Origin of the sequence: Desulfovibrio inopinatus DSM 10711, assembly GCF_000429305.1 — a bacterium.
In the GTDB taxonomy this organism is placed as follows: Bacteria; Desulfobacterota; Desulfovibrionia; order Desulfovibrionales; family Desulfovibrionaceae; genus Alteridesulfovibrio; species Alteridesulfovibrio inopinatus.
Genome location: NZ_AUBP01000076.1, coordinates 1 through 1,054, shown reverse-complemented (window position 1 = coordinate 1,054; position 1,054 = coordinate 1). Strand labels below are relative to the sequence as shown.

Annotated in this window: 1 pseudogene; it reads left to right on the top strand. The window is 42.3% G+C overall.

Annotation, left to right across the window (positions count from 1 at the left end):
* Positions 1-475: 475 nt before the first annotated feature.
* Positions 476-1,054, top strand: a pseudogene (locus tag G451_RS30790) (hypothetical protein); the annotation flags it as partial.

Genomic DNA, 1,054 nt, shown 5'->3' with positions numbered 1-1,054 from the left:
CCCCCGCAACCCCCACCATTCCTACAAATCTCCCATCCTCATCCGTCCACTATTTTTCTAATCCTAGCTGCAAACTCATAATAGTTTCGAATTCCGTATGCTCGACGTTGTATGAGCTTCATTTTTTGGTGAGTCTCCTTTATAATGAGTTACAACCAAGATTCATACTTATGACTGTTTCAGGGCGATTATAACAAAAGAAATGTGCTTTTGATCCTGGACGGCCGCCCTCAAATAGTCCATGAAGAAAAATGCACCGTAATACGACGCCACCAAGACGAGGAGATATTCATAGAGGAATATACTTAGGGCACATTTTTTGTAAATGCGCTATGTTATCAAATCGAGACAGTCCACATCACACATATGAATATATACATTCAAGAATGAATGATTATATCAGTAAAAAAAATGGTTTGAGTATAGTTCGAAATAGTCAAAATGTCACCTTGTAGTCTTTTCCAAGGAGCATGTCGTGGCGGAGAAAAAAAATAAACTGGATACACAGCAAGAATTTGATGACTTAACTGTTTTACAGAATATAGAACAACAAAACCTTTCCGCCAAAGAATATGCCAAAATAGAAACAGTGGAAAGTCAAGGAGTAGAGACTTCTGATTTAGCCGGAACCATTTTGCCAAATTCAGAACATATTGAAGGGAGTTCCGACGCTCTATCGACCTCTCGGGATCCTTCTGAATTGAGAAGTAGCGATGATGCACTCTATTCCAATATTGAAAAGAAAGATGATTTTTCCATATTGGAGTCTTCAAGCCAACCTCAAGATCAAACGACTCTCTCAACAACTGCCGAAGACACCTTCGTTTCCAGGCAGGACGAAAGCGTACCATCCGACCAAACGCCAATAACACCGAATGACGACTCGCAAGCTGGCGCATCCTTCTCTGCATCTCGAACAGGAAGAACAACGGCTGACGTAGAAGAACAGCCCGAGCCAAACACACTCAGCTCAAGCTTACAATCTGAAGTTTACCCGCAAGCATCAAAACCAGAACCATCTCCTGAGCCGGAGCCAACTCCTGAGCCGGAGCCA